The sequence below is a fragment of the Streptomyces sp. V1I1 genome (assembly GCF_030817355.1).
In the GTDB taxonomy this organism is placed as follows: domain Bacteria; phylum Actinomycetota; class Actinomycetes; order Streptomycetales; family Streptomycetaceae; genus Streptomyces.
In genome coordinates this window covers 7,126,379-7,149,059 of sequence record NZ_JAUSZH010000001.1, presented here as the reverse complement: position 1 = coordinate 7,149,059, position 22,681 = coordinate 7,126,379, and the positions used below count along the sequence as shown (strand labels likewise).

The window sequence follows — 22,681 nt, the reverse complement described above, 5'->3', positions numbered from 1 at the left end:
GCCCAGGGCGCCCTGTCGGTGCAGGTCCCGCTCGCGCACACTGGAGGGGAACAGTGCTCGCGGGCCCTTCGAGGCAGCACGAGGAGGCGCGGCATGCGGATTCCGGTCGGCCGGCCGAAGCGGCGGGAGGGGCTGGAGGGGCACGAGCAGCAGGAGCATGGGGAGCGGCGCGAGAGGGAGCCGCTCGCGCGGCGGGCGCTGTCGTCCCCGCGGTGGCGCGGCGCGGCCGCGGTGGCTGCCGGTGCGCTGCCCGCGCTCGCCTTTCCCGAGCCGTCGCTGTGGTGGTTCGCGTATGCCGCGCTGGTGCCGTGGATGCTGCTTGTGCGGTCCGCGCCGACGGGCCGCCGTGCGGCGGTCGAGGGCTGGCTGGGCGGCATCGGCTTCATGATCGCCGTGCACCACTGGCTGATACCGAGCCTGCATGTGTTCCTCGTCGTGGTTGCCGCGCTCCTTGGGCTGATGTGGGGGCCCTGGGGGTGGCTCGTGTGGTCGCTCCTCGGCGGGACCCCGTCGCCGGCGCGCGCGGCCGCGGCCCTCGCGGTCGTCCCTTCCGGCTGGCTGATGATCGAACTGGCCCGGTCCTGGGAGGGCCTCGGCGGACCTTGGGGTCTGCTCGGGGCGAGCCAGTGGGAGGTCTCCCCCGCCCTGCGGCTCGCCTCGGTGGGTGGTGTGTGGCTGGTGAGTCTGCTGGTGCTGGCCATCAACACGGCGATCACCGTGCTGATAGCGGTGCCGCACGCCCGTACGGCCGCGGTAGGTGGCGGCCTCATATGTGCGCTCACCACCACAGCGGTCTGGATGTGGGTTCCGCAGCCAGTGCAGTCGGGGCGGGCGCGAATTGCGGTCGTCCAGCCGGGAGTCGTAAACGGCATACAGAGCGTCGAGCGCCGCTTTGCCCGCAGCGAGGAGCTGACCCGCGAACTGGCCGGGCAGGACCTCGATCTGGTGGTCTGGGGCGAGAGCAGTGTCGGCGCGGATCTGCGCGAGCGCCCCGATCTGGCCGCTCGTCTCGCGGTGCTCTCGCGCGCGGTCGGGGCCGAGGTGCTGGTCAATGTGGACGCCCGGCGCGCGGGCGGCACGGGCCCGGCCGGGATCTTCAAGAGCTCGGTCCTCGTGGGCCCGCAGGGCCCGACCGGGGACCGCTACGACAAGATGCGGCTGGTCCCCTTCGGCGAGTATGTCCCGGCCCGCGCGGTGCTCGGCTGGGCGACCTCGGTGGGCAAGGCCGCGGGCGAGGACCGGCTGCGCGGCAGCCGCCCGGTGGTGATGGTGCTGCCCGGCGACGGCGGGCTGCGGCTGGGCCCGCTGGTCTGCTTCGAGTCGGCGTTCCCCGACATGAGCCGGCGGCTTACCCGGGACGGCGCGCAGCTGCTGATCGCCCAGTCGGCGACCTCGTCGTTCCAGGGGAGCTGGGCGCCGGAGCAGCACGCCTCGCTGGCGGCGCTGCGGGCTGCCGAGAGCGGGCGGCCAATGGTGCATGCCACGCTCACCGGCGTCAGCGCGGTGTACGGGCCGGACGGCGAGCGGGTCGGCGGCCTGCTGGGCACGGACAGCAGCACCGCGGCGGTCTACGACATCCCGCTCGCCCGCGGCACGACCCTGTATGTCAGGTTCGGCGACTGGCCGGTCTACGGCGCGCTCGCCGTCCTCGCCGCGCTCTGCGCGACCGAGGGTGCCCGGTCCCTCAGGCGGCCTGCTCCAGGGCTCGCCGAACCACCCGTTCACACAGCTCATGAGTCCGCAGGGCGTCCTGCGCGCTGAGGAACTTTCCGGCGCGTACGGCGTCGAGGAAGGTCAGCACCGACTGCTCGATGCCGCGCTGGCGGGCGACCGGCACCCAGTCGCCGCGCCGCCGAAGGCTCGGCTGTCCCTTGTGGTCCACGATCTCCGCGAGATTGCGGACCTCGCGCTTGGTGTCCTGGCCCGATACTTCGAGGATCTCCTCGGTGGAGCCGCTCATCCGGTTCATCGTGCCGATCGCGGTGAAGCCGTCGCCGGACAGCTGCAGCACGACGTGGTGCATCAGGCCGTCGACGATCCGGGCCCGTACGTCGGTGTGGTCGACCGGTCCGGGGACGAGGAAGCGCAGGGTGTCGACGACGTGGATGAAGTCGTCGAGGACGAGGGTGCGCGGGTCCTCGGCGAGGCCCACGCGGTTCTTCTGCATCAGGATCAGCTCGCGCGGGTGCTCGATGCACTGGGCGTAGCCGGGCGCGAGGCGGCGGTTGAAGCCGACGGCGAGGCTGGTGCCGCGCTCCTCGGCGAGGCTCACCAACCGCTCCGAGTCGGCCAGTTCGTACGCGAGCGGCTTGTCGACGTACGTCGCCACACCCGCTTCGAGCAGCCGGGTGAGGATCTCGGCGTGCACGGACGTCGGGGCGTGCACAAAGGCGGCGTCCAGGTCCTGGGCGAGCAGTGAGTCGAGGCCGGTGTGGCGCCGTTCGGCGGGGATGTGATGGCTCTCGGCGATCCGCGCCAGCGTGGCGGGAGTGCGGGTCTGCAGATGCAGTTCGACCCCGGGCAGGGTGGTGAGCACGGGCAGATAGGCCTTCTGCGCGATGTCTCCGAGCCCGATGCAGCCGACCTTCACAGGGGCCTCCCTTGGCGCTGTGCCGGTTGTCCGTCGTGTACGTCGCGTACGTCCTGTGCACCGGCAGCATACGTGCGCTGCGGCGGCCGCCAGTCGGCTATGCCGTCGAAGGTCCGCAGAACGAGGCCGGGTCCGAGCCGGGAGACGACGGAGATCAGGGTGTCGCGCACCACGACGGCCGGAGTGCTGGTCAGGGACATCAGCCGGGCGATTTTCGCGGCCTTGCGGACGATGCCCATGGTGCGCGGCAGGCGCAGCGCCGTGTACGCGGCGAGGCCCGCGCCCAGGTCGCCGCCGGGGGCCGCGTGGTGGGCGAGCACGATGCCGTCCTCGATGGCCTGGTTGCCGCCCTGGCCGAGGGTGGGCGCCATGGCGTGGGCCGCGTCGCCGATCAGCACGGTCCGGCCGCGGTGGAAGGACGGCAGCGGGTCGATGAGGTGGTGGACGTCGTTGCGCAGCACCTGGCCGGGTTCGGCGGCGGCGATGATCCCGGGGATGGGATCGTGCCAGCCGCCGAAGCGGCGCAGCAGTTCGGCCTTCTCGTCGTCGGCGGCGCGGGCTCCGGCGGGAGCGACTGCGGCTGCGTACGCGTAGATCCGGCCGTCCTTGAGCGGCTGGGTGCCCCACAGCGTGCCGGGGCCCCAGGTCTCGTGCGGCTCGAAGGGACGGTCGGGCGCGGGGACGACGACGCGCCAGGTGGTGAATCCGGAGTAGGCGGGGCCGGGGTGGTCCGGGAAGAGGGCGCGGCGCACACCCGAGTTGATGCCGTCCGCACCGATGACGAGGTCGGCCTCGATCTCCCCCTCGGGGGTGGTCACGCGGGCCGGGCGGCCACCCGTGACACCGGGGTCGGAGAGCTGCGCGGGACTGCCGGTGCGCACTGCGCCGGCGGGCAGCCGGGACGCGATGCGGTCGATCAGGGTGGCGCGGTGGACCAGCACGAGGGGTCCGCCGAATCGTTCGGCCGCGGCGGCGCTGTTCGTACGGGAGAGCCAGCGGCCGCCGGGATTGCGCATGCCGCCGTCGCCCTGCCAGGCGGCCAGCTCGCGAATGTCGTCGCCAAGGCCGATGACGTCGAGTGCGCGCTGGGCGTTGGGGGCGAGGGCGATCCCGGCGCCGACCGGTTCCAGCGATTCGGCGCGCTCCAGGACGGTGACCTGCCAGCCGCTCTGGTGCAGGGCCACGGCGGCGGTCAGTCCGCCGATTCCGCTGCCGATGACGACGGCTCGGGGCTTGGGCATGGCTCCTCCTCGGTTGGCTCCTTGGTGTCGGTTCGCCGGCCCGCCCACTACACCTGTAGTGAAACTCACCGTACTACAGCTGTAGTTCCGACGGTAGATTGTTCGCATGGCCGCACCCACCACCACGAGCACTGCCCGTGCCGAACTGATCGCCGACGCCGCGCTGAGGCTGCTCTCCGAGCGCGGGATGCGCGGGCTCACCCACCGCGCCGTGGACGAGGCGGCCGGACTCCCCCAGGGCTCGACGTCCAATTACGCGCGCACCCGGCAGGCGCTGCTGGAGGCGGCCGTACGGCGGCTGGCGGAGCGCGAGGCGGCCGTCCTGACCCCCGACGAGATGCCCGTGCCAGACGGCGGCACCAGGGGCCTTGTCGACGCGCTCGCGTCGGCCCTGCACCGCTATCTGACCCGCCACCGCGAACTGCTCGTCTCCCGCTACGAGCTGGCGCTGGAGGCGACGCGAAGGCCCGAGCTGCGGGAGTTCTACGACGCGACGGGCAGCCAGTTCCGCGCCCCGCTCAACGCCCTCATGGCGGCGGCAGGTTCGCCCGAACCGGAGCGCCACGCCCTGTCGTTGGTGGCCTGGTGCGAGGGGCTGATGTTCTCCTGCGCGGTGGGGTCGTACCACTCCGCCCTCCCCGACGTGGCAGAGCTGCGTACCGGATTCGCCGAGCTGCTGCGCGGAATGCTCGGCGAATAAGCCCTGGCGGCACGGGGGCGCGTACCTCAGGATGATCGCCATGACGACACCTGAACGGACCGAACCATCCACCACCGCGGGCGAGCGCGAGATGCTCGACGGCTGGCTGGAATACCATCGCGAGACGCTGGAAATGAAGTGTGCTGGCCTGGACGACAGCCGGCTGAAGGAGCTGTCCGCGCCGCCCTCCGAGCTCTCGCTGCTCGGACTCGTACGGCATATGGCGGAGGTCGAGCGGGCGTGGTTCCGCAACATACTCGCCGGGGAGGGCCTCGATCCGCTCTATTACAGCGAAGGCGACCATGACGGCGACTTCCACTTCACCGAGCAGGACACCTATGCCGAGGCGTATGCCGCCTGGCAGGCCGAGATCGCACGTGCGCGGGAGCTGGCCGCCGCCCATGGACTCGACGATGTGGGCAAGGCGAAGTCCCGCCGCACCGGGGAGAGCTACAACCTGCGGTGGATCATGACGCACATGATCGAGGAGTACGCGCGCCACAACGGCCACGCGGATCTGATCCGTGAACGGATCGACGGCGCGACGGGCGACTGACCGGGAGTTGGCGGGAGGCTGACCGAGGGTTGACGGGGGCAGACCAGCGTCACCCGTGCGGGCCATTGTGTGCCTGTAAGACTGTGAACGTGCCCCGCGCACAGCAGAGTTGCGAGGGTGCACCGACCAAAAACCACCGCGAAGGTCCTGGCAGGGGTGGCCGTCTGGGCCGTGTCCGGCTGTGTGGCCGTGCAGCCGGAGCCCGTGCCCGCACCCCCGTCCCACAGCGGCCGCCCGGCACAGGCTGTGGCGCCGCAGATCGTGCAGCGACCGGCCCGCGAAGTCCTGGCGCCCCCGCCCCTGACTGCACCCTTGGCCCAAACCGCCGCTCCCCCAGCGGAGCCGGCTCCCGCCGCCCGTCACATGCCGAACGAGCAGCCAACATCCCCGCCGCCCAAGCCCCGGACCGCTGAGCCGCCTGCCCTGCCGCCCCTGCGGCCCTTGCCGGCCGTCGGGCCGGACGTCTGCGCCCTCGGCGAGAGCTATGGCCGCTGGCGGCCAGGCAGCCCCGAGTCCCGGATCTGCCAGGAGGCCTACGGGAGTTGAGCCCCGCTCGCCGGTCCAGCCTCATCGCCGCTCAGCCGGCGCTCAAGCCGGTCGATCGCTGCCCGGACGCCGTTTCCGTATCCGTCGTCCCCCAGGGCGTCCGTCGCCGCGCGCGCCCGGTCGAGGTGGGCGCGCGCGGGCTCCGGGCGCTCGAGCTTCACATAGTCGGCGGCGAGGTTGAGATGGAGCGAGGGATAGAAGGCCCGCACGGCGAGCGTCGCCTCGTGCCGGGCCAGCCGCTCCTCGCCCAGCCCTTCCGCCGCCGCCAGCGCCCGCAGATCCCAGGCGAGCTCGTCGCCTGCGTCGTCCTGGGCGTCGGCCATGTAGTGCGCAAGAGTGCAGCGGTGGAGCGGATCACCGGCCTCGCCGATCTCCGACCAGAGCGCGCCGAAGCGATTGCGCGCCTCCTCGCGGTCACCGCCGTGCAGCAACATGATCGCTTGCCCGATGCGGGTCATGACGGCGTCCTCCGACGCCTCCTGCTGCTCCGTCACTGCGGCCTCCCACGTCCCTGCGGCGAATCGCGACCATCCACGGATCATGACGCTAGCCGCCGCCAAGGACATTGCGGCACAGGCTCGGGCGCGGGCCCGAGCCTGTCAGCCGGGTGCGCGAACGCTCGGCCGAGGTGCTCAGCCGAGGTTCGGAATCCGCCAGTCGATGGGCTCGTGCCCCTGGGCCGCCACCGCCTCGTTGATCTGTGTGAACGGATGGGAGCCGAAGAACCTCTTGGCCGAGAGCGGCGAGGGATGCGCGCCCTTGACCACCGCATGACGCGTCTCGTCGATCAAGGGCAGCTTCTTCTGCGCGTAATTGCCCCACAGGACGAACACCGCGGGGTCGGGCCGCGACGCCACGGCGCGGATCACCGCGTCCGTCACCTTCTCCCACCCCTTGCCCTTGTGGGAGTTGGCCTCGCCGGCGCGCACCGTCAGCACGGCGTTGAGCAGCAGCACGCCCTGCTCGGCCCACGGCATCAGATAGCCGTTGTCCGGGACGGGGTGGCCGAGCTCCGCCTCCATCTCCTTGTAGATGTTCCGCAGGGAGGGCGGGGTCTTGACGCCCGGCCGCACGGAGAAGCAGAGGCCGTGCCCCTGCCCCTCTCCGTGGTACGGGTCCTGGCCGAGGATCAAGACCTTGACGCGGTCGTACGGGGTGGCGTCGAGCGCGGCGAAGACCTCTTCGCGCGGCGGGTAGACCGGCCCGCGCGCCCGCTCCTCCTCGACGAACTCGGTGAGCTCCTTGAAGTAGGGCTTCTGGAGCTCTTCGCCGAGGACGTCGCGCCAGGACTCGGGCAGCATGTCGGTGTCGGTCACGTCAACAACCTCCGGTATGCGATCAGTTATCGACCACTGAACCTACCCGCGGCCACTGACAATCGCGGCTACCAGCTGGCCTTCCGGTACAGCTCCCACATCTGCATGACCGTCTGCGGGTCGAGAGCGAGCTCGCCGCCGCCGATCTCCTCACTGGAAGCGACGTACAGCTTGCCCTGCCACAGCGGCAGCAGCAGCACGTCGTCGACGAGGATCTCCTGTGCCCGCTCGAACTGCTTGGTGACCGCACCGCGGTCGCTCTCGCGCCGGGATGCGGGCAGCAGCTGGTCGGTGATCTCCGGGCTCTCGTACGGAATATTGAGCACGTTCTTCGGACCGACGAACGGCGCCACAAAGTTGTCCGGGTCCGGGAAGTCGGGGAACCAGCCACGGCCGAAGACGGCGTACTCGCCCGCCTTGTAACCCTTCTTGAAGTCCTTCTCCGGCAGGCCCTTCACCGTGATCTTGAACAGGCCGGAGGCGTCGAGCTGCCGCTTTATCTCGGCGAACTCGGGCGTGGCGGAAGAGCCGTAACGGTCGGAGGAGTACCAGAACGTCAGCGACACCGGCTTGGTGATGCCCGCGTCCTTGAGAGTCTCGCGGGCCTTGGCCACGTCCGGCTCGCCGAACCGGTCGAAGAACCCGGTCGTGTGGGTCGCGATGCCCTTGGGGACCATGGAGTACAGCGGCTCGGCCGTGCCCTGGTAGACCTTACCGACCAGCGCGCCGCGGTCCACGACCTGGGCGATCGCACGCCGCACCGCGAGCTTGCCCGCCATCGGGTCCTTGGTGTTGAAAACGAGGTAGCGGATGTCGGCGCCGACCGTCTCAACGAGCTGGAGGCCGTCGTAGTCCGGCTTCTGCGACTGGAAGTTGACGACCTCCTCCGCGGTCAGACCACGGTAGATCGCGTCGATCTGCTTCTTCTTCAGGGCGTCGACCAGCACGTCGGACTGCCCGAAGTAGCGGATGGTGACAGCCTTGTTCTTGCGCTTCGCGAACCCCTCGTACTTGGTGTTCTCGACCAGCTCGGCCTTCTTGCCCTTCTCATACGAATCCAGGACATATGGCCCGGAACCGGTCAGCCCGCCGTCCTCGCGGAGCTTGTCCGACGGGTACTCCTTGGGCGGGACGAGGGACATGGCAGGCGTGGCCAGGATGAACGGGAACGTCGCGTCCGGCGTCTTGAGGCTGAATTTCACGATGCGGTCGCCGACCGCCTCGGTCTTGTCGAGGGAGCCGAGCAGACCGTTGGGGCCACCCTGCACATCGATCTTCTGGATCCGGTCGATGGAGTACTTGACGGCCGCGGCATCGAGCTTGTCGCCGTTGGAGAAGGTCAGTCCGGGCTTCAGCTCGCACTCGTAGAGCTTGTTGCCGGTATCCGTGAAACGGCAGCTCTTCGCGGCGTCGGGCTTCGGCACGGTGCTGCCGGACGGGAAGCTGACGAGCGTCTGGAAGACGTTTCGGAACAACTCCCACGAGCCGTCCCAGGCTGCGGCGGGGTCGAGCGTGGTGGGCTCACTCGTCGTACCGACCGAAATCTTCTGCTCACGCTCGGCGTCCTCATTCGAGAACAGGCTGCAACCGGCCAGCAGAGATATGGACGCTAGGGCTGCAGCGGCCTGCAGACAGGTCCGGTAGAACACGTGCACGCTCCTCGTTCAGCCATGGGTCGGCCGACCATACCGCAGCGCCCTGCCGGGTCAACCTTTTGGCCCGGCAGGGCACTTAGCACATTCAGTAACAAAACGGTTCAGGCTGCTCAGTGAACCCCGGCATTGAGGAAGATACCGCCGTCCACCACCAGCGTCTGACCAGTGATCCAGTCCGACTGGTCGGACGTGAGGAACGCTGCTGCGCCCCCGATGTCCTCCGGAACTCCGAGCCGTGCCAGCGGGTAGGCCGCGGCCGCTTCGGCCTCCCTGCCTTCGTACAACGCTTCGGCAAACTTCGTCTTGATCACCGCGGGGGCGATCGCGTTGACCCGGACACCCGGCGCGAACTCGTGCGCCAGCTGCAGGGTCAGATTGACCATGGCCGCCTTGCTCATACCGTACGCGCCGATGAAGGGTGACGGGGCGAGACCGGCGACGGAGGCGATGTTCACGATCGCACCGCCGTTCTCCTTCTGCCAGGCCTTCCAGGTCTGCTGGGCGAACCCGAGCGCCGAGATCACGTTGGTCTCGTACACCTTGCGCGCCACATTCAGGTCGAGCTCGGCCATCGGCGAGTAGACCGGGTTCGTGCCGGCGTTGTTGATCAGGAAGTCGACGCGGCCGAACGCCTCCATGGCGCGCTCCACGGCGGCCGCCTGGTGGGCCTCGTCGTGGGCCTTGCCCGCGATGCCGACCGCCCGGTCGGCGCCGAGCTTCTCCACGGCCTCCTTGAGCGCGTCCTCACCACGGCCGGTGATGCACACCCGGTCGCCGCGGGCGACAAGCGCCTCGGCGATGCCGTAGCCGATGCCGCGGCTCGCGCCCGTGATCAGCGCGACCTTTCCGCTGTCCTGTACCTCTGCGGTCATGTCCGTCGTCTCCCGATTCAGTTGAGCGGTCCGCCGGCCACGTACATGACCTGGCCGGAGACGAAGCCGGCCTCGTCGCCCGTGAAGAAGGCGATGGCGTTGGCGATGTCCTCGGGATACCCGACGCGCGCGACCGGGATCTGGGTGGCGGCAGCGGCCTGGAACTCCTCGAAGCCCATGCCGACGCGGGCGGCCGTCTGGGCCGTCATCTCGGTGACGATGAAACCGGGGGCGACGGCGTTGGCCGTGATGCCGAACTTGCCGAGCTCCTTGGCGAGGGTCTTGGTGAAGCCCTGCAGACCGGCCTTGACGGCGGAGTAGTTGGCCTGGCCGCGGTTGCCGAGCGCGGAGCTGGAGGAGAGCGAGACGATACGCCCGAATCCTGCGTCCACCATGTGCTTCTGGCAGGCCTTGGCCATCAGGAACGCGCCCTTGAGGTGCACGTTCACCACGGTGTCCCAGTCGGACTCGGTCATCTTGAAGAGCAGGTTGTCGCGGAGCACGCCCGCGTTGTTGACGAGGATGGTCGGCGCGCCGAGTTCGGCGGCGACGCGCGCGACGGCTGCCTCCACCTGGGCGCTGTCGGACACGTCGCAGCCGACGGCGATGGCCTTGCCACCCGCCGCGGTGATCTTCTCGACGGTGTCCTTGCAGGCCGCCTCGTCGAGGTCGAGTACGGCTACGGCGCGGCCCTCGGCCGCCAGCCGTACCGCGGTGGCAGCGCCAATGCCGCGCGCCGCCCCGGTCACGACCGCGACGCGCTGCTCGGTGGTGGACATGCTGGTTCTCCTCGCCCTTGGATGCGGCGCACCCGGTAACGTCCCACGTCCCCCGGATGAGCGACCGCTTAGTACCTTCAGCAGACGAGACGCTAGAAGCCCTGGCACCCGGTGTCAACGGCCCATCGGGTGCCCCGCGTCACTGAGGGGGTGCCTAGCGGACCAGCAGCGTCAGCAGCCGCTCCACCTCTGCCTCCGGATCGGCGGTCAGCCCGGTGTGCACCGGACCCGGCTGTACGACGGTCGAGCGCGGCGCGACCAGCCATCGGAAGCGGCGGCCCGGATCGTCGCGCGCCGCCTGGCCCGCGTCCTCGCCGCCGCGGCAGACGCCCTCGACGGCGTGCAGCGCGGCGCGTACACCCGTCACATCGGCGCCCGGGTCCAGCGCTCTGAGTTTCACCTCGTCCAGATGCGTACGGGCGGCGACGAAGGACTTGGCGCGGCAGTAGACCACCACACCGGCGTTGAAGCACTCGCCGCGCTCGACCTGCGGCACCACGCGCAGCAGCGCGTACTCGAAGACATCGCGCCCGCTCACTTCGCGCCACCCTTCCCGGCCAGCCAGCCGGGGGCCTGCGACGGCCGGTGCTTGGTCGGCTCGCCCAGGGTGATGCGGGTGCGGATCGTCGCCGCGCGCGGCAGCAGCGCCTCGACATAGGCGCGGCGCAGCGCGTCGGTGGTCTCGAAGCCCGGCTCGTCTACCAGCCACTCGTCGGGGACGTCGGCGGCCACCTCGGTCAGCAGTTCCTCGGTGACCAGCGGCGCGAGCTCGGCGGCGGCCGCCTCGATGTCCGGCTTGAAGGGGGCGAGGGCATGGTCGGAGGCGTCGTACGGCTTGGCGGCGGAGGCGGCGGCGCCCGGCCAGTTGTGGTGCCAGATCATGGTCGCGCCGTGGTCGATCAGCCACAGGTCGCCGTGCCACACCAACATGTTGGGGTTGCGCCAGGAGCGGTCGACGTTGTTGATCAGCGCGTCGAACCAGACGACCCGGCCGGCCTCGGCCGCGTCCACCTCGTAGGCGAGCGGGTCGAAGCCGAGCGAACCTGGCAGGAAGTCCATCCCGAGGTTCAGCCCGCCGCTCGCCTTCAGCAGCTCCTGCACTTCCTGGTCGGGCTCGCCGAGACCGATCACCGGGTCGAGCTGGATGCTGACCAGCTCCGGCACGCGCAGGCCGAGCCGCCGCCCGAGCTGCCCGCAGATGACCTCGGCGACCAGGGTCTTGCGGCCCTGTCCCGCGCCGGTGAACTTCATGACGTACGTACCGAGATCGTCGGCCTCGACGATGCCCGGGAGGGACCCGCCTTCACGCAAGGGCGTGACGTAGCGGGTCGCTGTGACTTCGGAGAGCATTGCCCCACAGTACGAGATCGGCTTCCTGAAGAAATTCTTGAAATCGTGAGGATGTGAACATCCCGGCCCCCCTGCGCGTACAACATCAAGAACCGGCCAATGGAAGGCCGACCGTGGAGAGGGAGCCAGCATGACCGGATCGCAGGTGCCGTCGCGGACCGTGACTCGCCGTACCGTCGTCGCCGCGGTGGGCGGGGCTGGCCTCACCGTCGCGCTGACCGCGTGCGGCGGCTCGGACGACGGCGGGCAGAAGGTGGCCGACACACCGGCAGGCGGAGCGGGCGCCGGGGGCAAAGTGCTCGCCAAGACCGCCGACATCCCCGAGGGCGGCGGCAAGGTCATCGGTGATGTGGTGGTCACACAGCCGAAGGCCGGGGAATTCAAGGCGTTCTCGTCGAAGTGCACCCACCAGGGCTGCGCGGTGAAGGACGTCGCCGACGGCATCATCAACTGCCCGTGTCACAACAGCCAGTTCAGCGCCGCGGACGGCAGCGTCAAGAAGGGGCCCGCCACCTCGCCGCTGCCGCCCGCCTCCATCACCGTGGACGGAGACTCGATCAAGCTCGCCTAGCGCGGCGCGGCCGCTTCCAGCAGGAGAGCACATCGTCGGTCGTGGTGATCGTGGCGACCAGAGCGAGCGTGTTGCGGATCATCGCGGGGGTGTAGTCGGCGGGCACCCCCGCGATGGCGTCCTTGGGAACCACCGCCGTATAGCCGAGGTTGACCGCGTCGAAGACGGCGTTGGGGATGGCGACGTTTGCCGAGACGCCGGTGACGACGAGGGTGCGGCAGCCGAGGTTGCGCAGCAGCGCGTCGACGTCGGTGCCGGCGATGGGCGACAGGCCGTGCAGCCGCCGTACGACGAGATCTCCGTCCGCGACCTCTATGGGCGGCGCGATACGAACGGCCGTCGTGCCGGAGTGCTGCTGCACGGGGAGCCGGGCGGCCGCCCGGAACAGCCGCGCGTTGTGGTTGGCGCCGCGCCCGTCGGGACGCCGCTCGGCCACCGCGTGCAGGACCTGTACGCCGGCTTCGTGAGCACCCGCGACCAGCCGGGCGATCCTGAACAGCGCGCCGGACGACCGTGCCTGCGCGGCGAGTTCGGGCAGGGCGCTGTCCTCGCCGACCACACCTTGCTGGCACTCGACGGTGAGCAGCGCCGTGGTGACCGGGTCAAGCTGTTCCGCGAGCTGTTCGAAGGACGGCACGACTCCCCCTCTTCAACTCATCGGATCGATTCTTCGGATCGATTCTTCCGACCGGGCGCGCGACAGTAACCGCCATTGCGCGACGAAGGAAGAGCCTCCATGATTTCTGACACGCAGTCAGCTACGAGGAGGGGGCCGCCCATGGCCGTCACACAGCGCCGGGGCCGTCGCATCATGATGACGCCCGGCGAACTGGACGAGTTCCTGGCCGAGCGGCGCACCTGCCGGGTGGCCACCGTGTCCGCCGACGGCCGCCCGCATGTCAGCGCCCTGTGGTTCGCCTGGGACGGGACGTCACTGTGGCTGTACTCCATTACGCGCAGCCGCCGCTGGGCACAGCTGCGGCACGATCCGCGGCTCGCGGTCGTGATCGACGACGGCGAGGAGTACGGGGAGCTGCGCGGCGTGGAGCTGTCCGGCACCGCGGTTTTCGTGGGCGAGGCGCCACGCACCGGCGAGCCGTGCCCCGAACTGGACGTGCCGGAGAGGCTGTTCGCGCGGAAGAACTTCAGGATGGACGAGATGCCGCACGACGGCAGGCATGCGTGGCTGCGGCTGGCCCCCGACTCGATCGCGTCCTGGGACTTCCGGAAGCTGTCAGGCCTCTGAGACAGCAGGCGTCCAAGCCGTCAGGCGTCCAAGCCGTCAGGCTCTGACCGCTCCACCGCGCCCGCGGCCTCGCGCAAGGCCCCGACCGCCGCCCTGATCGACGGGCGGCGGTCCGCGTCCGTCCGCCACACCGCATAGATGTGCCTGCGCATCCGCTGCCGTACGGGCACGAGCCGCACCCCACCAGGCACCCAGCCGCGCCCCAGCCTGGGCGTCACACACACCCCCAGCCCCGCCTCGATCAGCGCCAGCTGCGTATGGTGCTCCTCCGCCATGTGCGCGATCCGCGGCTCGAAGCCCTTCGAGCGCAGCGTGAACATCAGCCACTCGTAACAGAATTCGCCTTCCGGCCAGGACACCCAGTCGTCCTCGGCGAACTCCTCGAGATCCACCTCCGCCCGGTCCGCCAGCGGATGGTCCGCGTGCATGGCGACATCCGGGACGTCGTCGAGCAGATGGACCTGCGCGAGCCCGCCCGGCACGGGTAGCCGCTTGTTGCTCCAGTCGAGCACCACCGCGAGATCGAGGTCACCCCTGACCACCTCCCTGATCCCCTGCTCGGGCTCCAACTCACGTGAGTGCACTCGCAGTTCGGGGTGACTCGTGCGCAGCGACGTCAGGGTCGCGGGGAAAAGCCCGCGGGCGGCTGTCGGGAACGCGCCGATCCTGACCTCGCCCACGACCTGCCCGCGCTGCGCCTCGATGTCGGCCTGCGCGAGCTCGACCTGGGACAGGATGCGCGCGGCGTGGTCCGCGAGCAGCTGACCGGCGTCGGTGAGGCGCACGCCGCGCCCGTTCTTGGCCAGCAGCTGCTGGCCCACCTCCCGCTCCAGCTTCGCCATCTGCTGGGAGACGGCCGAGGTCGTCACATGCAACCCGTCGGCCGCTCCGCTCACCGAGCCATGGCGGGCCAGCGCGTCCAGGGTCCGCAGGCGCTCCAGATTCAACATGTAAGCAATGCTAAGCGAACGCGGCAAATAATTCTCGCTTGTCCTACGAGATTGGAGCGGCCAAGGTGGACGGCATGAGCACCGCCGTCCCCTCCCGGACTCCATCGGCCCCCACCCCCGCACCCGCCGACTCCGTACGCCGCCGCGGCCTCGACTGGCGCATCCGCTTCGCGGTGCTCTCCACGGTGTGGGGCTTCAGCTTCCTCCTCATCAAGGTCGGCACCGGCGAGTACGCGCCTTTTCAAGTCACCTTCGGCAGGCTGTTCTTCGGTACGGCGGTGCTGGCCGTCGCGATGGCGGTGCGGCGGGAGCGGCTGCCGCGCGGGATCCGCACCTGGATGCACCTCACCGTCGCCGCGTTTGTGCTCAACGCGCTGCCGTTCTCGCTCTTCGCCTACTCCGAGCTGACGATCCCATCGACGCTCGCCGGCATCTGCAACGCCACCTCGCCGCTGTGGGGCATGGTCCTTTCGCTGGTCGCACTCTCCGAAGACCGGCCGACCCGGCGCAGGGTCGCCGGGCTCGGCATCGGCTTCCTGGGCGTGCTGACCGTGCTCGGCGCGTGGCAGGGATTCTCCGGGCTCGACTTCCGCGGCACGGCGATGGCGCTGCTCGCCTCACTGAGCTATCCGATCGGCTGGATCTACGTGCGCCGCACACTGGCCGGCAGCAGCCACTCCAATCTCTCGCTGACCGGCGCGCAACTGCTGCTCGCGACGGTCCAACTCGCTGTGGTCACACCGCTGTTCACGACGCTGCCGACGTCCTTCCCGCTGGTGCCGCTCCTCGCGGTGGTCGCGCTCGGTGTGTTGGGGACGGGCTTCGCCCTGCTCCTCCAGTACGGCCTGGTCGCCGAGGTCGGCCCGACGACGGCGCAGATGGTCACGTACTTCATCCCGGTCATCGCGACGGCCGCGGGCGTCGCGGTGCTGGACGAGCAGCTGGGCTGGAACACTCCGGTGGGCGCGCTGATCGTCCTGGCGGGCGCGGCACTGACCCAGAGCCGGCCGAAGGCACCGGCCGCTGCCACCGGTACCTCGGCTCAGCCACAGTCTCGCGCCGAGGCCGAGGCCGAGTCAGAGGGGCGGGCCGAGTCAGAGGCGCGGGCCGAGTCGGGGACGGGGGCGGGGGCCGCGGCTCAGCCGTAGCTGCGCGCGGGCGCAGGCCCGGCAGCAGCCGCGACCGCGTCTGCGACCGGCTCGATGTCGTCCATCGCGAGGCCCGAGACAGTGAGCCGCACGCCGGGTGGCGCGGACATCCGGAAACGCGCCCCCGGCGCGACCGCCCAGCCGGCGTGCAGCAGCCGCGCCACGGCCCCGGTCTCGTCGGGGACGGGCACCCAGACGTTCATCCCGCTGCGCCCATGGGCCTCGATGCCACGCTCCGCCAGTGCCCGTAGGAGCGCATCGCGCCGTTCCCCGTACGCGTGCGCGACGACGAACGGGTCCACCGCGCCCGAGGTCCAGAGGTGGACCACCGCGCGCTGCAGCAGCCTGCTGACCCAGCCGGGACCGAGCCGCTGCCTTCCCATGACGCGGTCGACGGTGACGGCGTCGCCGGTCAGTACGGCGACGCGCAGATCGGGGCCGTACGCCTTGGCGGTGGAGCGTACGAGCGCCCAGCTGTCCGTGACCCCGGCGAGGGGGTGCAGCGGCAGATCGACGATGGCGTGTCCGTGGTCGTCCTCGATGAGGAGGGTCTGAGGGAACCTGGCGAGCACGGCACGCAGTTCACGCGCGCGTGCCTGGCTCACCGCGGCGCCGGTGGGGTTCTGCGCCCGGTCGGTGACGATGAGCGCGCGCGCCCCGCCGGCGAGCGCCTTTTCCACCTCGCTCGCCAGCGGCCCGTCGTCGTCGAGCGCCACGGGCACGGGCTTCAGCCCCAGCGCCGGCACCAGATCCAGCAGGCTGCCCCAGCCGGGGTCCTCGACGGCGACCGTGTCACCCGGCTTGAGGTGCGCGGCGAGCACGCGCTCGATCGCGTCCAGCGATCCGGAGGTGACGGCGACCGGCCCTGCGGGCACGCCGTCGGCGTCCATCGCGGCGCGGGCGAGCCGTGCGAACTCCGCGTCGACGGGAGCCTGTCCGTACAGACCCGGCTCCTCCGCGTTGCGTCGGGCCGCGGCGGCGAGCGCCTCGCCCAGCGGCGGCAGCAGCGCGGGGTCCGGGTTCCCCTCGCCCAGGTCCCGTACACCGGGGGGCGCGTCGACACGGATCGACCCGCGGGCCGTACTGGCCGGCCGCGGGCGCACCCGACTGCCCTTGCGCCCGGCGGTCTCGATGACTCCGCGGTCGCGCAGGGTCCGGTACGCGGACGCGACGGTGTTCGGGTTGACGCCCAGCTCGGTCGCCAGCTCCCGCATGGGCGGCAGCAGTTGACCCGGTTCCAGGTCACCCGCGCCGACCGCGCGCTCGACGCTGGCGGCAATCTCCGATGCGCGGCGTCCGACAATCCGATACTCTCCTAGCACAAACAAGATTATGCACTAGTACAATGGAGTTGGCAATGCCGGACGCTTACGAGCCGACCGAACGCACCGTCCCCACCCGCTCCCGGGACCGGGCCGCGTACGACCGAGAGCTGGTCCACTCCATACTCGACGAGGCATACGTCTGCCATCTCGGCTTCATACGCGACGGCGCGCCGGTCGTCCTGCCGACGCTGTTCGCCCGCGTCGACGATCACCTGTACATCCACGGCTCGACGGGCTCACGCCCCTTGCGCATGGCGGGCGAGTCGGACCCCGGCCTCGACGTGTGCCTGACGGTCACCCACGTCGACGGCCTGGTCCTTGCCCGCTCGGCGTTCCACCACTCGATCAACTACCGCTCAGTCGTGGTCCACGGCGCTGCCCACCCGGTCACGGACCCGACGGAGAAGCGCACCGCCCTCGACGCCCTGGTCGACAATGTCGTCCCGGGCCGCTCAATCGACTCCCGCCCGGCGAACCCGAAGGAACTGGCGGCGACGGCGGTCCTGCGCCTGACCTTGACGGAGGTCTCGGCCAAGCTCCGCACAGGCGGCCCGAACGACGACCCGGAGGACGCGGAACTCCCGTACTGGACGGGAGTGGTCCCGCTGACCACCCAGCAGGGCACCCCGATCCCGGCGGCGGATCTGGACGAGTCGATCGGGGTACCGAGCTATCTGGGACGGACGGGCTCACTTTGAGCCCACCCAGGCCCCTCCGGCGATTGAGGAGCGGGGGTCCGGGGCGGAGCCCCTACCCCCTCCCCACCCGCGTCTCCGCCACCGCCAGCCCCGCCACTGCCGCCAGCAGCAGCGCCGTCCCCACCACCGTCGGCGCCGTGAGCCGCTCATCCAGCGCCGTCACCGCGATCACCGCCGCGCTCACCGGCTCCAGCAGCATGATCACCGAGACCGTCGCGGCCCGCACCACCGCCGCCCCCGCGAAGTAGAGCGCGTACGCAAGCGCCGTCGGCACCGCCGCGACGTACGTCAACAGCCAGACCACCCGCCCCAGTTCCGCGGTGTGCGGCAGCAACCCCTCGCCCAGCGCCACGGGCAGCAGCCCCACCGCCCCGATCGCGAACGCCCACGCCGTCGTGGCCAGCGAGTCACCGCCGCCCTCGTCACGCCCCAGCCACCGCGTCAGCAGCGTGATCGCCGCGTACCCGGCCGCCGAGAGCAGCGCGAGCGCGACCCCCGCAGGCCGTACCGTCCCGCCCTCGCCGCCCAGGACCAGGACGAACAGACCGGCAAGCGCCCCGGTGACGGCGACGACGCCGCCCCGCCCGAGCCGCTCCCCCATCGTCAGCCGCGCGCCCACGGCGATGAGGACAGGCCCCGCGCCCAGCGTGACGACCGTGCCCACCGCGAGACCCGTCGCCTGGACGGCCGCGAAGTAGGCGCTCTGGAAGAGAGCGAGCCCGATTCCCGTAGCGAGAATGCGCAGCAGCCGGCGCCGCCGCGGCTCGACGGGCGCCGCGACAACACCCCCGGCCACAGCGGTACGCCGCGCCCGCAGCGCAAGCGCGCCCAGCAGCAGCACCAGACCCCCCGCGCAGCGCCAGAACGACAGCGCGAGAGGACCGAGATCGCTCACCCGGAAGACCAGCGAGGCAGCCGCGCCCGCGGTCCCCCATGCGACTCCGGCAAAGATCAGATAGAGGAGGCTCCGCCCGACGGGCACGCCGACAGAAGGAGCGTAGGAAACATTCGACACGTGACTTCTCCGTGTGAAGAACGGGATGGGTGGTCGCTCGACTGCGTCACGCGGGCAGCGACGAACCGCTCGGGGACACCCCGAGCCCGGTCTTCGTCAGAAAGCGGCCGCCCGCGCTAGGCGGCAGGCGGCGGAAGTACGGTCAAATGCATGATCGCCACCCTACGGTGCGACGTGCGGCGCCGACAACTCACCCTCGGCAGCGACGGCAGCGCCGCTCTGTGCGGGCACACCCCCGGCCACCGGCCCCGACGCCGCCTTCGGCGCCTGTGACTGCGCGATGAACGCCCCTACCAGCACCACCGCTCCGCCGAAGATCTGCGGAGCCGACAGATGCTCCCGCAGCAGCACCCAGGCCAGCACTGTCGCGATGACCGCCTCCAGGCACGCCACCACGCCCGCCACCTGCGGCGAGAGCTTGCGCACAGAGATGACCCCGGTGACATACGCCAGCACCGTGGCGATCAGCACGATCCAGCCCAGCAGCAGCGCCGCAGGCACCTGCGTACCACCCATGTCCGCGCTCCCGCCGAGCAGCGAGAAGTCCATCCCCCACGGCCGCGCCACCAGCGTCAGCACCGCCGCGCCGATGAGCAGTCCATACGCGATCACACCCAGCGGATCCGCCGCGTCGTCCCCGTCGCCGCCCTGGTCGGACAGGACGAAGTAGCCGACCTGGCAGCACGCCGCGGCCAGCGCGAGCAGCAGCCCGATCGCGTCGAAGCCGGCCCCCGCCCACACTTCGACGACGCACGCGAGTCCGGCGACCGCGAGGACCACGCCGACCGCCGCGGCCCGGGTGACGGGCCGGCGCTGCACGAAGCGGACCCAGCCGAGAACCAGCGCGGGGGCGAGGTATTCGATGAGCAGCGCGACGCCGACCGGGATCCGGGAGATCGCCGCGAAGTAGCAGGCCTGTACGCCCGCGACGGCGAGCAGCCCGAAGCCGACGAGCAGTGCGGGCCTGCGCAGCACCAGGTCACGGTGGCGCCAGGCCACCGGCAGCATGATGAGGGCGGAGCCGGCCACTCGTAGCCACACCACATGCAGCGGGTCGAGACCCGCTTCGATCAGCGGCTTGGCCGCGACACCTGATCCACCGAATGCGAACGCCGAGCCCAGGGCGAGTCCCAGGCCGGCGCTCCTTCCCTGAGACGCGCGCATCGGCACATCATGTCAGCGCCGGTCAGGACCGTCACCCCCGTGACACATGTCGAGACGTCCGGGTCATCCAGTCGAGACGTCCGGGCCATCCATGGGTCATCCGGACACTATTCGGCCGCCAGCCGCCCGACCAGCAGCTCCATGTCCACCCCGGCCCGCTCCAGCACCTCCACGGCCCGGCACTCCGGGTCCGCGGCGAGGCAGGCGAGCAGATCGGTGCCCCCGGCCCGCTCGTCGCCGCGCATGTGCGCCCGCTCCAGCGCGCCCTGCATCGCGGCGGCCGCCGAAGGCGACCATCCCGACATCTCCGCGTCCGTTTCGTGTACGACGGGAACGGTGCCCGAGTCCTCCACCGAGCCCTGCCAGCGCAGCCCGTATCCGATGCTGCGCTGCACGAGATATCCGAGCACCCGCGCGACCTGCGGTCCGGCGCCGAGAGCGGCACGGGCCTCGGGGTCCGACTCGATCAGGGAGTGCAGCAGATGGGCCGTGTCGATCTGCCGGTCGCCGTCGCGCAGCGCCCTCCTGCGCGCACCCGCGACCACCGAGGCAAGCTCCACGGTGAGCCTGGCGTCGATCTCCGTACGGGTGGCGGGGGCCTGCTGAGGCACCCGCGGGACAGGGCTTTGCACATCTCCCACCTCATCAGCTCCCGGGAGCCCGGGCGTCGCCGTCGGGCCCCATTTACGCATCCCACGGAGGTTGGGCACACGCGAGCGATTTCTCCTCCTTAGGGATGAGATCGAGACAGTTCTCCCCGAGGGGCGCGCGCCGCCTTGCCATGCACCAGACCTGACTGTTCATCAGTATTGAATGTTCACGTCGGCACGGCTACGTTCCGCGACACCGAAACCCGACATGGAGGGGTGGTCGTATGGCCGAAGTCAGTGCCGAGGCCCGTATCGAGGCGCCGGCCGAGAAGGTCTGGGCCCAGCTGACGGACTTCACCAGCTACGGCCAGTGGAACGCCACCCACACCAGTTTCCCCAATGGCGCCCCCGGGACGCTGGAGCTGGGAGCCACCTACGAGGAGAACATGAAGCTCATGGGCTTCCCGGCCGAAGTGGCCTGGACCGTGGACGAGTTCAAGGCGGGCCGGGTGCTGGGCGTCAAGGGCAAGGGCCCGATGGGCGTCAGCGTGGGCAACCGCTACACCCTCACTCCGGACGGGGACGGCACGAAGGTGCGCATCGACGGGGAGTTCACCGGCGCCGCCGTGTCGCTGATGGCCGGAAAGCTCAAGGACTCGGCGACGGCCGCGCTCAACGAGTCACTGCGCAAGCTGGGCGGCCTCGTCGCCTGACGCCCCAGCCTGACACCGCAGCCTGACACCCGGCGCACGAGAAGGGCCCCGCGCTGCTGCGCGGGGCCCCTCTCACGCCGGCTCAGTGTTCGTCGGCAAGGATCAGATAGAGCTTCTTACGGGCTTCGTTGATCACGGCGACGGCCTTCTGCCGCTGCTCGGTGCTGCCGGTCTTCCAGACCTGGCCGAACGCCTCCATCAGGCCGAACCCGGCCTGCCGGATCTCGTTGACCGTCTCCCAGTCGACTCCGCGCCCGGCCTCTTCCCACGGAGCCTCCGGCCCCGATTCGGCCTCGGCGCGCCCCGAGTCGGTGAGCGTGAACAGCTTCTTGCCGCCCTCGCTCTCATTGGTGATGAGACCTTCGTCCTCGAGCAGCTGGAGTGTCGGGTAGACCGAGCCAGGGCTGGGCCGCCAGGCCCCGCCGCTGCGCTCGCCGATCTCCTGGATCATCTCGTAACCGTGCATAGGCCGGTCCTTCAGCAGCGCGAGGATCGAGGCGCGCACATCACCGCGCCGCGCCCTTCCCCGACCGCCGCCACGACCGCGTCCGAAAGGCCCGCCGAACGGCGGCCCGAACGGACCGAACGCCCCACGGCGTCCCTCGAAGTCGCCCCGACCTTGATGGCCGGGCCCGCAGTGCCCATGACCCTGACCGTGTTCGTGTCCTTGTCCATGTGAACGCATCGCTACGCCCCTTCCATCGTTGATCTGTCGCGATGCGTCAACGATATATCGGAATGTGTCGGATGGAAACGCCCACTCGGTCCAGCAACCCCGAATTGGCCTTGGCCTGCGGCTTTGCGCCGCCCCTACGGTCAGCTCATGCGGATTCGAATCGTCGACGCCTTCACCGACCGCCCCTTCACCGGCAACCCCGCCGGAGTCCTGCTCCTGGACTCCGACCGGTTCCCCGACGACTCCTGGCTCCAGCAGGTGGCGACCGAGGTGAACCTCTCGGAGACCGCCTTCGCCCACCCCCTGCCCGCCGGCGGCGAGGCCGACTGGGCGCTGCGCTGGTTCACCCCGGCCACCGAGGTCGACATGTGCGGGCATGCCACGCTGGCCACCGCCCATGTGCTGCACACCACCGGCACCGCGAGCGGCACGGTGCGCTTCGCCGCACGCTGCGGCACCCTCTCCGCCACAGCCCACGAGGACGGCACGATCACCCTCGACTTCCCGACGTCCCCGCTCACCCCCGTCGAGATCCCGGACGGCCTCGCCGAGGCGCTCGGCGCCAAGGTCATCTCGGCGCACGACACGGGCCCGCACATCGGCGATCTGGTCGTCGAGCTGGCCGACGAACAGGCCGTACGGGCGCTGACCCCGGACTGCCGCGCCCTGACGGCGCACTCCGAGCGCGGCATCATCGCCACCGCCGCCGCCGAAGACCCGGCCGGCTCCTACGACTTCGTCTCGCGCGGCTTCTTCCCCCGGGTCGGTATCGACGAGGACCCGGTGACCGGCAGCGCGCACACGGCGCTCGCGCCGTTCTGGTCGGCCCGTCTCGGCCGTACGGAACTGACCGGACTGCAAGCCTCCGCCCGCTCCGGCCTGGTCCGCACCTCGCTGCGCGGCGAGCGCACCCTGCTCACCGGCCACGCCGTCACCGTCATCGACGGCGAGCTGCTGACCACGCCGAGCAGCTGACCGCG

General features: G+C 70.7%; 25 protein-coding genes. 9 read left to right on the top strand and 16 right to left on the bottom strand.

Going from position 1 to position 22,681, the window contains the following annotated elements:
• Positions 1-93 precede the first annotated feature (93 nt).
• Entirely contained in the window at positions 94-1,761 is a 1,668-nt protein-coding gene (lnt, locus tag QFZ67_RS33505) for an apolipoprotein N-acyltransferase (RefSeq protein WP_307664779.1), read from the top strand.
• Here the strand turns inward: lnt and QFZ67_RS33500 are convergent.
• Together QFZ67_RS33500 and QFZ67_RS33495 are read right to left on the bottom strand one after the other, a co-directional pair.
• Complete coding sequence (locus QFZ67_RS33500) at positions 1,685-2,590, bottom strand: Gfo/Idh/MocA family protein (RefSeq protein WP_307664778.1); 906 nt, start codon at positions 2,588-2,590, stop codon at positions 1,685-1,687. The two genes, lnt and QFZ67_RS33500, sit on opposite strands and share 77 nt — an antisense overlap.
• Complete coding sequence (locus tag QFZ67_RS33495; RefSeq protein ID WP_307664777.1) at positions 2,587-3,831, bottom strand: FAD-dependent monooxygenase; 1,245 nt, start codon at positions 3,829-3,831, stop codon at positions 2,587-2,589. Before QFZ67_RS33495 ends, QFZ67_RS33500 begins: the two co-directional genes overlap by 4 nt.
• Positions 3,832-3,937: 106 nt before the next feature.
• On the opposite strand from QFZ67_RS33495, the gene QFZ67_RS33490 reads away from it, so the two are divergent.
• The gene (locus tag QFZ67_RS33490) at positions 3,938-4,531 is read left to right on the top strand and encodes a TetR/AcrR family transcriptional regulator (protein ID WP_307664776.1); all 594 of its coding nucleotides are present in this window, start codon (positions 3,938-3,940) and stop codon (positions 4,529-4,531) included.
• A 40-nt stretch (positions 4,532-4,571) separates the two neighbouring features.
• A complete protein-coding gene (locus tag QFZ67_RS33485; protein WP_307664775.1) occupies positions 4,572-5,087 on the top strand; it encodes a DinB family protein in 516 nt (171 codons plus the stop codon).
• 533 nt (positions 5,088-5,620) lie between these two features.
• Here QFZ67_RS33485 and QFZ67_RS33480 read toward each other — a convergent pair.
• The 7 genes from QFZ67_RS33480 to QFZ67_RS33450 form a co-directional block, all read right to left on the bottom strand.
• Complete coding sequence (locus QFZ67_RS33480) at positions 5,621-6,127, bottom strand: hypothetical protein (protein ID WP_307664774.1); 507 nt, start codon at positions 6,125-6,127, stop codon at positions 5,621-5,623.
• Positions 6,128-6,265: 138 nt separating this feature from the next.
• Positions 6,266-6,949 (bottom strand): uracil-DNA glycosylase, encoded by a 684-nt coding sequence (locus tag QFZ67_RS33475; RefSeq protein WP_307664773.1) that lies wholly within the window; start codon positions 6,947-6,949, stop codon positions 6,266-6,268.
• A 68-nt stretch (positions 6,950-7,017) separates the two neighbouring features.
• The gene (locus QFZ67_RS33470; protein ID WP_307664772.1) at positions 7,018-8,598 is read right to left on the bottom strand and encodes an ABC transporter substrate-binding protein; all 1,581 of its coding nucleotides are present in this window, start codon (positions 8,596-8,598) and stop codon (positions 7,018-7,020) included.
• A 116-nt stretch (positions 8,599-8,714) separates the two neighbouring features.
• Positions 8,715-9,476: an SDR family oxidoreductase gene (locus QFZ67_RS33465; RefSeq protein ID WP_307664771.1), complete on the bottom strand. Its 762-nt coding sequence runs from the start codon at positions 9,474-9,476 to the stop codon at positions 8,715-8,717.
• A 17-nt stretch (positions 9,477-9,493) separates the two neighbouring features.
• Entirely contained in the window at positions 9,494-10,255 is a 762-nt protein-coding gene (gene fabG / locus QFZ67_RS33460) for a 3-oxoacyl-ACP reductase FabG (protein ID WP_307664770.1), read from the bottom strand.
• Between the two features lie 154 nt (positions 10,256-10,409).
• Positions 10,410-10,793 carry a DUF3037 domain-containing protein gene (locus QFZ67_RS33455; RefSeq protein ID WP_307664769.1) on the bottom strand — a complete coding sequence of 128 codons (384 nt, stop codon included), beginning with the start codon at positions 10,791-10,793 and terminating at the stop codon, positions 10,410-10,412.
• A complete protein-coding gene (locus QFZ67_RS33450) occupies positions 10,790-11,605 on the bottom strand; it encodes a HipA family kinase (protein ID WP_307664768.1) in 816 nt (271 codons plus the stop codon). Before QFZ67_RS33450 ends, QFZ67_RS33455 begins: the two co-directional genes overlap by 4 nt.
• Positions 11,606-11,735: 130 nt before the next feature.
• Between QFZ67_RS33450 and QFZ67_RS33445 the strand changes: the two genes are divergently transcribed.
• On the top strand, positions 11,736-12,176 hold the full coding sequence (locus QFZ67_RS33445; protein WP_307664767.1) for a Rieske (2Fe-2S) protein: 441 nt from the start codon (positions 11,736-11,738) through the stop codon (positions 12,174-12,176).
• On the opposite strand, the gene QFZ67_RS33440 is transcribed toward QFZ67_RS33445, so the two are convergent.
• Positions 12,163-12,813 carry a cysteine hydrolase gene (locus QFZ67_RS33440; protein ID WP_307664766.1) on the bottom strand — a complete coding sequence of 217 codons (651 nt, stop codon included), beginning with the start codon at positions 12,811-12,813 and terminating at the stop codon, positions 12,163-12,165. The genes QFZ67_RS33445 and QFZ67_RS33440 overlap by 14 nt on opposite strands.
• Before the next feature lie 141 nt (positions 12,814-12,954).
• Here QFZ67_RS33440 and QFZ67_RS33435 point away from each other — a divergent pair, with 141 nt between their 5' ends.
• Positions 12,955-13,422, top strand: a complete 468-nt coding sequence (locus tag QFZ67_RS33435; RefSeq protein WP_307664765.1) for a pyridoxamine 5'-phosphate oxidase family protein — start codon at positions 12,955-12,957, stop codon at positions 13,420-13,422.
• Positions 13,423-13,442: 20 nt separating this feature from the next.
• Here the strand turns inward: QFZ67_RS33435 and QFZ67_RS33430 are convergent, their stop codons facing one another.
• On the bottom strand, positions 13,443-14,372 hold the full coding sequence (locus QFZ67_RS33430) for a LysR family transcriptional regulator (protein ID WP_307664764.1): 930 nt from the start codon (positions 14,370-14,372) through the stop codon (positions 13,443-13,445).
• A 74-nt stretch (positions 14,373-14,446) separates the two neighbouring features.
• Here QFZ67_RS33430 and QFZ67_RS33425 point away from each other — a divergent pair, with 74 nt between their 5' ends.
• A complete protein-coding gene (locus tag QFZ67_RS33425; RefSeq protein WP_307666066.1) occupies positions 14,447-15,520 on the top strand; it encodes a DMT family transporter in 1,074 nt (357 codons plus the stop codon).
• Here QFZ67_RS33425 and QFZ67_RS33420 read toward each other — a convergent pair.
• Positions 15,511-16,842, bottom strand: a complete 1,332-nt coding sequence (locus QFZ67_RS33420; protein ID WP_307664763.1) for an aminotransferase class I/II-fold pyridoxal phosphate-dependent enzyme — start codon at positions 16,840-16,842, stop codon at positions 15,511-15,513. The two genes, QFZ67_RS33425 and QFZ67_RS33420, sit on opposite strands and share 10 nt — an antisense overlap.
• 35 nt (positions 16,843-16,877) lie before the next feature.
• Between QFZ67_RS33420 and QFZ67_RS33415 the strand changes: the two genes are divergently transcribed.
• Positions 16,878-17,543: a pyridoxamine 5'-phosphate oxidase family protein gene (locus tag QFZ67_RS33415; protein ID WP_307664762.1), complete on the top strand. Its 666-nt coding sequence runs from the start codon at positions 16,878-16,880 to the stop codon at positions 17,541-17,543.
• A 52-nt stretch (positions 17,544-17,595) separates the two neighbouring features.
• On the opposite strand, the gene QFZ67_RS33410 is transcribed toward QFZ67_RS33415, so the two are convergent.
• The 3 genes from QFZ67_RS33410 to QFZ67_RS33400 form a co-directional block, all read right to left on the bottom strand.
• Entirely contained in the window at positions 17,596-18,558 is a 963-nt protein-coding gene (locus tag QFZ67_RS33410) for a DMT family transporter (protein ID WP_307664761.1), read from the bottom strand.
• 162 nt (positions 18,559-18,720) lie between these two features.
• A complete protein-coding gene (locus QFZ67_RS33405; RefSeq protein ID WP_307664760.1) occupies positions 18,721-19,722 on the bottom strand; it encodes a DMT family transporter in 1,002 nt (333 codons plus the stop codon).
• 107 nt (positions 19,723-19,829) lie between these two features.
• Complete coding sequence (locus tag QFZ67_RS33400) at positions 19,830-20,354, bottom strand: Clp protease N-terminal domain-containing protein (protein WP_307664759.1); 525 nt, start codon at positions 20,352-20,354, stop codon at positions 19,830-19,832.
• Positions 20,355-20,596: 242 nt separating this feature from the next.
• On the opposite strand from QFZ67_RS33400, the gene QFZ67_RS33395 reads away from it, so the two are divergent.
• The gene (locus QFZ67_RS33395) at positions 20,597-21,025 is read left to right on the top strand and encodes an SRPBCC family protein (protein WP_307664758.1); all 429 of its coding nucleotides are present in this window, start codon (positions 20,597-20,599) and stop codon (positions 21,023-21,025) included.
• An 82-nt stretch (positions 21,026-21,107) separates the two neighbouring features.
• Here the strand turns inward: QFZ67_RS33395 and QFZ67_RS33390 are convergent, their stop codons facing one another.
• Complete coding sequence (locus tag QFZ67_RS33390; protein ID WP_307664757.1) at positions 21,108-21,710, bottom strand: PadR family transcriptional regulator; 603 nt, start codon at positions 21,708-21,710, stop codon at positions 21,108-21,110.
• Between the two features lie 138 nt (positions 21,711-21,848).
• Here QFZ67_RS33390 and QFZ67_RS33385 point away from each other — a divergent pair, with 138 nt between their 5' ends.
• Positions 21,849-22,676 carry a PhzF family phenazine biosynthesis protein gene (locus QFZ67_RS33385; protein ID WP_307664756.1) on the top strand — a complete coding sequence of 276 codons (828 nt, stop codon included), beginning with the start codon at positions 21,849-21,851 and terminating at the stop codon, positions 22,674-22,676.
• The last annotated feature ends 5 nt before the right edge of the window (positions 22,677-22,681 follow it).